We start from the raw sequence: 9,169 nt of genomic DNA on the forward strand, positions 1-9,169 counted from the left end.
TCATTTCGCCAGAGTCACACTTAGAATGAAAAGCATGATTGAAGCAATAAATAAAATGAATAAAGTCACAGAAAAAAGAGCGGCTAATTTCACGCAAACACCAGGGAAACGACTCATTAGCGAGATGTAATGAAAAATCAATCAAGGTCTTGCAATATCACGCAAACTTGAAGAAAGGACTCATATCACATAAACGAAAAGCATGATTGAAGCAATAAATAAAATGAATAAAGTCATAGAAAAAGATCGGCTTATTTCACGCAAACGGAAAGAAAACCCTGATTACATACGAAACGGCATTGATTGATTCTGGCCTGGAAACACAAAACGGATGAATGATGAAACAATGATAAGTGACATAAAAACAAATAAATAGTACAAACTAAAACCCAAAAAGTATGATGAGCAAAATGAAAGTTATGGAAGTGGAAGCCTTGGATATAAAAGGTCAAATTAACAATCTCAGAGCATTTGTGGCCGAGGAATTCATAAAGGACCCTAATCTTATTGAGATAACGGTACGATACACTTACTTCCTCGCTTTAGAAGGAGATTTGCGCATTGCCGAGAGAGTCTTTCACAGAGATGCAGATGATTGGGTACACGAAAAAGTGCTCGCATACATGCCTGATCGCGATGCGCGAGTGATAGATGTGGATGTGTTTACATCAGATGTATATCTGGACGACGCGTGGGAATTAATGGAATGGAGTGATGAATTTTTACTCTACGCCGCTTAAGGCGGGCCATCATAGAGAAAATCATACCTGCGACTTACTTTTTTGAATATTAACTGATAAACAATAAGCCAAATGAAAAATCTGAATAAAATGACCCGTGCCGAACAAACCGAATTGTACGATTTGATTACCGCCAGTGTAGTTAAAACCTTTAATAAATATGGGCATCGCATCAATCATGCAACGCTCAAGCGCGTGGTGTTCTATATGGACTGCTACGATATATGTATCAGCCATGTCATCAAACAGGTGGTGAAATACAATGCGGAGAAAGGAGAGTTTGAGGCATGGTTGAATCGGGTTGTGCACAACAAATGTCTGGACTTTATGCGGGCCCAGAAGAATGCTACCGTTGTGGTGCCCATAACTTATGACTATGACAATGCGCACACATTGTGGGAGAGCAAATCGCGCGAGGAGTTTGAGGCAATAGAACTCATGCTTGAAGCAATGGAAAACCTCTGTCCGCGTAAGCGCCAGATATTGGAGTTGCGATTGCAGAATTTGTCCTATGCGGAGATTGCCGAAATAATGAATGTCTCAGAAAAATCTGTAGGTACCATAATTAATCGCGCCAAACGCTACCTGAAGCGTTGGATGGAAGGGGGGAATAGGGCGGCTTGACCTTTTCGGTGTAGTGCAAAGCGTATTGATCGATCACGATTGAAAATGAATGTACCTCACGCATTGCGCCTGACCATTCCCCGTGGGTTGTCCTTTATGCCATTTGTTGCTGAAGGCAGTCTTCTGAATGCGCGGCACAATCAACCGGTCAAACGAATGACCTCGTTCCGCAAGTATAAATCTCCTGGTACCACCGTCTGTAGCGTTTAATTCCATAACCGCTTGGGCGGTGGTACCAGAACCCGCGTAAAAATCCAGTACCGTTTCGTCCTTCTCCAGGTTGAAATCAATAAGATAACGAATCAATGACACCGGTTTGGGATGGGCAAAGTCGCCAACTGATCCAAACTGGTGCTGCAGTTCGCGTGTGGCATCTTCATAGGTTCCCACATTCACTTTCGCATTGATGAGATTGGACGGGGTGTCTCTCCCGTATTCAGGCTTTCGGTAAACCGGTACCAGTTTTTTCGTCAGGAATTCCACACGGACACCCTGTGCCAATTGATTTTCGAAGTACTGTTGCGACCATTTGAATCGCCCCGAAAGAGTGGCCGGTTGTTGCAAAACGCCATCCTTTACGAGTAGCGGGGTTGTTAACGTGATTGCATATTTGGCCGTTCCGTATTCCCCCGGAGAAATTTCGCTGTTTTCAATTTTTGCCGGAGTGCCAGCCGGAAAGGTAAGTTCGCTCACAGCGTTTGACTGGTTGAGCAATGGATTGGCGCTTCTTACTTTGCGTTGCACACTTTGGTACCGCTTGGATCCGGGATCCTTTTCAAATACCAACAGGTATTCTACCATTTTTTTGCTTTTACGCGCAAGCCCCGAAGGAGAGTTGGTTTTTACCCAGGAGAACAAATCGATAAAAGCAAGTGATTCCGGTGCGGTTTGGATCTGTTTTAAAAGCGGAAACAACTGTTCCTTGCCTATGCTGCAAAACAGTGTTTTTTGGGGTGCCAGCAATGCGGTGGCCTCCGCGATTCGATCCCTGATCATGCGATGCCAAGCTACGGGTGAGTAAACATTCCGGTAATTCAATCGCGCGGTGAACTTGGGTTGATTGGCGTTGTACGGCGGATCGATGTAAATACAGTGGACCTGTTCCTTTTGATCTTCTTTTAACCAGCGCAACGCAGTTTCGTTTTCGCCGCGAATCAACAGTCCGTCCGGACGATCAATTATTGATTCGCATGCCGCGAGCAAATCTTTTACCAATGATTCAGAAAAAAACCGGGTATCGCACATCAGGTGCGGATGCTTTTTCAGGAAAGCAGAGGTGAGGGGTTTGGAATAACCTTTTATCCGGTCAATGCCGATGACTTTTATCCACTCCTCACGCTGCTGGGTGTTGGCTGCAATGCTTTTGTAAAATTTTCGTGGAATGTGCTTCAGCGAAATGAGATACCCGCCTGCTGCTATTTCCGGTGTCCGGGAACGTCGGGTAAGCACAGTTTCTTCGCATTGTGCAATGGTGTCAATTACACCCAAAGCCAACTGACGAAAGGCTTGGGCTTCTTCGATAAGGTGAAGCTTTTTGTCTGTGGATCCGCGCAGTGTATCCAGATTCAGCCAATTTTGTGTGATAAAAACGTCCAACCCTGCACCCAGAAATTCACGTGTATTCCGGCAAACGAAAAAGTCTGATGGTGCCTGAAAGACAAATTGCTTAAAGACCCTTTCCAGGAATGACATGCCCGATGCACGCGAGGTCCTCACCTTATGCATCAACACAGATTCCCATTCTCCGGGAATGTTTTTCTGAAGCTGTTGCCAGTCCGATTTAAACAACTCTGTTTGGCTTTGGTCGCTGTAAATCTGCTCCATCCAGATGGTCATTTCACCCGACTGGATTTCTGGTTTTGTTCGTGCCAGTCTTATTTTTGGAGCTTGGTTGAATGATTCGTGCTCCTGACGTTGAAGAATATTCTTCCAGGCAAAGTGCAAAACGTTTCCATTTTGAAGCACGATGCGCTGATTTACTACAAATTGCCAGGCTTCGATGTACAAATAATCTGGTGGAGCGGAATGAAGGTGACGTTTATCCTCATCGATTCGCCACAAACCACACTCAAAAAAGTTTTCGAAAAATTCGTGAAGCTTGGGCGCAACGGCAACTGCAGTTTCTCCAAACAATGTTTCCAGTTCACGAACAAGGTGTTCTTCTATCCAATTTCGAATGATGTTGCCGCGTTCATTCAGCCATGGATAGGGAGCCATTGGAAAAGGTGAAACCTCCGGAACCACGGTGTCGAGCAATGGTGTGAGTAGAATATGGTAGGACTCCGAAGTCATGGCGTTTTAAGCGTCCGAAGATAGGGATTGATATTTTTTGCGATATTGCCAGTTATCCAACCATCAACCCACTACCATGATTGTAAAATACTACGAAGACTCCGATTTGCGAAACGATGGTGAACGCCGCTTTGCTCAACTCATCGACCAGGTGTTTCGCTATGACCCGGATCATCATTGGTACGTGCTGCACGGACTTAATTTGTCGAATCACATTTCACAAAAAGAGGGGGAGTGTGATTTTGTGCTGATTTGTGAGAAAGGAATCGTAGTGATAGAATGTAAAGGAGGTCATATCTCCCGGCGCGAAGGAAGGTTTTACCGGAAAAATATCAACTACCACACCCGGGAATCTACAGGTACGGAAAGCAATTTTGATGACCCTTTTACGCAAGCTTCCCATAATGCCGGAACCATAGTTAAAACACTTCAAAAAAGAAAAGTCAAAGACACTTTTGTGGGTTACATGGTGTTTTTCGCGCACTGCTCCTTTAATTATGAAGGTACAGAATGGAAGCCAGATGTTCATTTTATGGACGGTCTAACTGATTCTGATGCGCATGGAAGAATTTTAAAAGCACTCGATTCCCAAAAAACCAAGGCGTCTGAAGAAGCCGGAAATCCGGATTGGAAAGCAATGAAACCCCTGTCGGTAGAAGCCATTAAAAATATCGCGAACATTTTCTCCCCGAATGTCACTCCGGATACCATTCGCGACAATATCAATTTTGGAATAGAAGAGACCCGGCGGCTTGCGGATATGCAGCGCGCAATTTTTGGTGGACTGAGCGAAAATAACCGGCTCATGATTCAAGGACCGCCCGGCAGCGGAAAATCACGGGCTGCACGCCATTATATGAGCGACCAGCATCGGCAGGGGAAAAGGGGTTTGTACGTGTGCTGGAATATTTTCCTGGCTGCTGAGATGGAGGCCTGGGTTAACAACGCGGGGCTGAATGTGGAGGTGAAACGCTATTACGATTGGATCAAAAAAGAATTGCTGGTGCAGTCAGGAATACCGGCCGATGAGTTAACCTATACAAACCAAAGCAGCAAAATTCCTGAGCTGCTCGCCAAAGTGGTGAATCGTTTTTCAGAAAAGCAGGATGGTATTGCCTATGATTATATCGTGGTGGACGAAGCCCAGGATATTTTTCACCTCGGAATAGACATAGTGCTCGATCATTTTGTAGGTGAATGGGGAGACGGTTTGCAAACGGGTTCTTACTGGTTGCTGTACGACACCCTGCAGGGCTACAACCCGACAGATTTCGATACCATTGAGTTGCTGAAAATGTTTGCGGCACATTTCAGGTTAAAGAACCGGTTCAGGGCTTCCGGAACTCCGGGTATTTTAAAACTGGTGACGGATATCGATACCGGAAGTTTCAGTCGGAATGGCCAGTATGGCAATTCTGTAATCATGAAGGAGATGACTGCGCCGAAAGAGGTGCTGAAGGATATCGCCAGGGTGTTTACAGAGCAGCAGCGCCTGAAAAACTACAGCCCGGAAAACTCAATAGTCCTGTTTTCGTCCAACCTTTTTGACCCCACCGGACGCAAAAAAGACCGCGTTTTCAACGAGCTCTTAAGCGACAAAAAACCGTTCGAAACCCTCACCGATCAAAACCTCACCGATCCCAAAGGGCTGCAGTGTACCACCATTCTCCGCTTCAAAGGCCTGGAACGCGATGTGGTCTTCCTCGTATTGCGAAACCCGGAACAGGGAGAAGCCAGCAAAGAAATGTACCAATTTTTTATCGGCGCCAGCCGGGCCAAAGCCCAGTTACACATATACCTGATCAGCCAGCAGGAATTATGAAATCAACAAAATGAGAATTTAACATAAAAATCTAGATTATGCCAATAACAACTTCAATTAAAGATTCTTTTGAAAAGGTAGAAAAATTTTACCATAAACACGAAATTAACCTTCCTATGGATGGTGATGATCGTTTAACTTTGAAAATGTCAGCAGTAAAGGACAGCGAGATGATTTTCGTATATTTAAATTTTACTCTGTGGGCAGACAATTGGTGGTTTCTGAGAAGAGGAAATCTCAAAATCAAAATAGAAGAGGAAGTATATGTCATAAACGAACCAGTTGTAGCTGATTCAGATGTAGGTACTGAAAAAGAACTACTCACACAAACAACAAGTGTGAAAGTGTCAGAAAATGTTATTTACGCAATAAATAAAGAACTTTTATTAGAATTGTGCAATGCGCAAACTGCATCCATTAGACTTTACGGTTCTAAGGGATATCGCGATTATGACCTCAAACCATCAAATTTAGATTACTTCAGAGCATTTTATAATGAAGTACTCGATTCTAATGCTTTCATTGAAGAAAGCAAAAGTTATTATACAAAGTCAAGGAACAGGGGGGTAATGATGACTGTCTGGAATGTATTGAAAGTTATTATTGCGATACCAGTGGCGTTAATAAATGAAGCCTCAAAAAGTAGGTGATACACTGTATAAGCAGCTTTTATTACTGATTGATGGTTAAATTTAAGCTTCCCATACATTTGATGGGTTGAATGAAGGTTATATGCTTGATTTTAGGTATGTCAAAATCGAAGCGGAAGAGATCCTGTAAAACGGAACCGATACGTGCCCTTTCCCCTTCCCTAAAGACCGGTTGAATTTTGAATATCAAAGCAATTTTGACAAATCCTGAACCATATTCATCACAAGTGAACCATGGCCACGAGCCTGTGCCTTGCATTCTACAATTCTTATAAGAAATTAGCCTGGTCATGATGATGTTTTTTTTTAAAGGGTGCTAATGTGAGAAACAAATAAATCTGAAGGCCGAGACAGTCAGCGCACAAGAGTCTTCTCAAACCACCGTCAACTTACTATACCCCTGCCCATTCCGCTCCAACTGTATTTGCGTGCTGATGCGTTCCTTCAGCGCCTCTACGTGACTGATAATTCCAATGGTTTTTGACGATTCGGTTTGCAGCTTTTCCAGCGTATCGAGGGTCTGATCCAGTGTTTCGGGGTCCAGGGTGCCAAAGCCCTCGTAAATGAAAAGGTGTCAATTTTTACATTTTTCGCCGCCAGGTCAAATACATCGCCCGAAACCAGCAGCACATCCACTTTTTGTTCGCTCACCTGCGCCACCAGCCAATCCACAAACAGTTCAAAATCGGTGCTGAGGTCGTGCTTGTGCAGCTTCTTGCCAATGTGCCAGTCGGCGGTGTGGAGAATTTTCATGGGGTGATTTTGGTGTGTTGCTTTTATTAACGATTGGTGGCTTTATCGTTGACACCTGTGGTATTTAACCATGAGCAAGTCGATGGTTTGGAGGATTTTTATGGGGGGTGATTTATTTAGGATGCAGTTGCTTCCTATTTGAAAAAAGAGTTTTTAATGACTATACAGTCACCTACTTATTCAATAGCTTTTTCATTTTTTCGGGATACTTTTTTTGTCCTCCGGAGTCCATGCCATGTCTATTTCAAACTCCGCACACATTGCTTCAATGGTTTGCATACCATCCTTTCGAATGCCGTAGTGCACGAATAGTGAGTCTAATCCTTTTTTGCTCATAGCTCCTTGTGATTGATGTGGCCTATTAGTTTAACGATTTGATTACCAGATTCAGTTAACCGGTATTTTTGATTTCTGTCTTTAGGGTTTCCCGGTATGGTGTATTCAATCCATCCATTGTTGAACAAAGGGTCAATATACCGTTGTTTATTTTTGGTTTGCTTGCTTATTCCGAATTCCCGTAAAATTTCGGTACTTGATAGCTCATGATTAAATAGTTTGTGGAATACTTTTAAAACACTGGATCCAAATTGCGCTACCAGCACCTGCCGTACTTGGTTACTTACATGGTTACTTACATGGTTACTTGCTTGGTTACTTATTGCAGTAATATCTTCTAATGATTTGATATTAAAGTTTATTTCTTGGTTACTTTCTTCTGTACCTTTTTCAGTACCAACAAACGGGTGTATTTGAAGAGTTACCAAAACATAGGTTTTTTCATCTGTTTCAAATACAGGTGCTGGCGAACCATTCGCTTATAATGATCCATAAATTCTGGGAAAACCTGTCCCCCTGCCTTCGGTAAGTCTTAGTTCTTTTAAAAAGTCTCCTATTCGCCGGTTGCGGTATTCCCGGGCTATAATTCTTTGCTGAGATGAAAGCACTTCGGCATTTACCGGGGGCATTGGCCCCGGATGACTTAAAACAGTGATTTTATCCGGAAAGACTTGAATTTCTACAGGCGCCCCACGCTCATAACTTTTATGATAAACCGCGTTAGACAAGGCTTCTTCAATAGCTTCAAACGGATAATTGAAAAACCGTTCTGACTCAGCTCTATCCGCTTTTTTATTGACAAGTTCTACGATGATATTTGATTGAATATAAGAAAGCGCTTCCCGGAGCTGCTTGTGCACCGGACCTTTAAAGTAAATCTCTTTAAAAGTTTTGCCCGAATCATCTTTATGCCACACCAATTCAATCCACGCTCTGCTGAAAAACCGGTCCGGGTGATTCGAAAAAAACAGAAGGCCAACGTTAACTGGTCTTAAATCTTCGCCGGGCCCTTTGGCAATGAGCATAGCCCGACATAAATCGGCAAAAGGCATTTTGGCGCTTTCTTCCAGCAAACCGCTATTTATCTCCTGAAGGTATTCCCTTATTAACCCCAGGTTTAAATCGTTCAGGCTTGCCTGCTGATTTATCCTATCGTCAAATGGAATGCGGGCTGCCAATTCCTGTAACCTTCTCAAATTCTCACCGCGTGCCTTTACGCTTTCAGAGGTTATACGCACATAGGGAAATCGTGCGGATCCTTTAGCTAAGGACTCGGGCGCATCATAAGGCCTGTTGTCTCCTGCCGGGCACCAAATTACTATAATGTGCTTATCGCTTAAAAGGTAGGGTTGCGTAATGGGAAAGTAGTTCGGGTTTACCTTATGGGCTAATTCAACAATGTTCTTCTGGATACTATCAATTTGATGCGCCTGCAAACCGGCAGGAGGCAACACCGGCTGGCCATTGGTTTCTGCCACTCCGGCAACAACGTATCCACCCCCCCAATTGTGTATGTCATTGGCAAATGCACACATCGTATGGAGCACCTCTTTGGGGTTCCATCCTTGCTTAAACTCCAAACGCTCCCACTCGATGGTACGGCCATGTACTAAATCTTCTATGTTGATGGGGAGCGCCATTTTCTATTGTCTTGTTGAGCTTGATTAGTTGAAAATGTATTCTGCGAAATATACCATATGTTGCTGTCACATCATTTCTTTTTGTTGTAAAATTGAGTTAATCTTTAGCGTTGGTTCAGGTTTTGACTAAAATTACCAGGCGACGATGTGGGAGGGGATGAGGGCTATTAAAAAATTGAAGTTGATAGAAAATCTTGGTTTTAATCATGCTTTTGACTTCAGCAACACCCTTTTCTGGTCGCGGTGCTCGCTGAAGGAAAGCGGAATGGGCGACCCGCTGTAGTACACGGGCACAGCGGCTTTCACCTGTTG

At 43.7% G+C, this 9,169-nt stretch carries 6 protein-coding genes and 2 pseudogenes; 4 read left to right on the forward strand and 4 right to left on the reverse strand.

All coding sequences use genetic code 11. The features are described from left to right. The first annotated feature begins 398 nt into the window (after nucleotides 1-398). Nucleotides 399-740 (forward strand): hypothetical protein, encoded by a 342-nt coding sequence (locus EA392_11205; protein ID TVR38028.1) that lies wholly within the window; start codon nucleotides 399-401, stop codon nucleotides 738-740. 72 nt (nucleotides 741-812) lie between these two features. Then, the gene (locus tag EA392_11210; protein TVR38029.1) at nucleotides 813-1,364 is read left to right on the forward strand and encodes a sigma-70 family RNA polymerase sigma factor; all 552 of its coding nucleotides are present in this window, start codon (nucleotides 813-815) and stop codon (nucleotides 1,362-1,364) included. A 33-nt stretch (nucleotides 1,365-1,397) separates the two neighbouring features. On the opposite strand, the gene EA392_11215 is transcribed toward EA392_11210, so the two are convergent. Next, nucleotides 1,398-3,656: a site-specific DNA-methyltransferase gene (locus EA392_11215; GenBank protein ID TVR38030.1), complete on the reverse strand. Its 2,259-nt coding sequence runs from the start codon at nucleotides 3,654-3,656 to the stop codon at nucleotides 1,398-1,400. 76 nt (nucleotides 3,657-3,732) lie between these two features. Here EA392_11215 and EA392_11220 point away from each other — a divergent pair, with 76 nt between their 5' ends. Then, a complete protein-coding gene (locus EA392_11220) occupies nucleotides 3,733-5,478 on the forward strand; it encodes a hypothetical protein (protein ID TVR38031.1) in 1,746 nt (581 codons plus the stop codon). A gap of 38 nt (nucleotides 5,479-5,516) precedes the next feature. Continuing rightward, on the forward strand, nucleotides 5,517-6,128 hold the full coding sequence (locus tag EA392_11225) for a hypothetical protein (GenBank protein TVR38032.1): 612 nt from the start codon (nucleotides 5,517-5,519) through the stop codon (nucleotides 6,126-6,128). Between the two features lie 22 nt (nucleotides 6,129-6,150). Here the strand turns inward: EA392_11225 and EA392_11230 are convergent, their stop codons facing one another. The 3 genes and pseudogenes from EA392_11230 to EA392_11240 form a co-directional block, all read right to left on the reverse strand. Continuing rightward, entirely contained in the window at nucleotides 6,151-6,387 is a 237-nt protein-coding gene (locus tag EA392_11230) for a hypothetical protein (protein TVR38033.1), read from the reverse strand. Between the two features lie 114 nt (nucleotides 6,388-6,501). Further along, nucleotides 6,502-6,731: pseudogene (locus EA392_11235) on the reverse strand (hypothetical protein). A gap of 482 nt (nucleotides 6,732-7,213) precedes the next feature. Continuing rightward, a pseudogene (locus EA392_11240) lies at nucleotides 7,214-8,857 on the reverse strand (transcriptional regulator). Nucleotides 8,858-9,169: the final 312 nt, after the last annotated feature.

It is taken from the genome of Cryomorphaceae bacterium (genome assembly GCA_007695365.1).
Lineage (GTDB): Bacteria > Bacteroidota > Bacteroidia > Flavobacteriales_D > SKUL01 > SKUL01.

What these genes read in the sequence shown, in the direction of transcription:
- EA392_11230 (TVR38033.1), bottom strand. Translation starts at nt 6,387, where the DNA reads ATGCAAGGCACAGGCTCGTGGCCATGGTTCACTTGTGATGAATATGGT.
- EA392_11225 (TVR38032.1), top strand. Translation starts at nt 5,517, where the DNA reads ATGCCAATAACAACTTCAATTAAAGATTCTTTTGAAAAGGTAGAAAAA.
- EA392_11205 (TVR38028.1), top strand. Translation starts at nt 399, where the DNA reads ATGATGAGCAAAATGAAAGTTATGGAAGTGGAAGCCTTGGATATAAAA.
- EA392_11215 (TVR38030.1), bottom strand. Translation starts at nt 3,656, where the DNA reads ATGACTTCGGAGTCCTACCATATTCTACTCACACCATTGCTCGACACC.
- EA392_11220 (TVR38031.1), top strand. Translation starts at nt 3,733, where the DNA reads ATGATTGTAAAATACTACGAAGACTCCGATTTGCGAAACGATGGTGAA.
- EA392_11210 (TVR38029.1), top strand. Translation starts at nt 813, where the DNA reads ATGAAAAATCTGAATAAAATGACCCGTGCCGAACAAACCGAATTGTAC.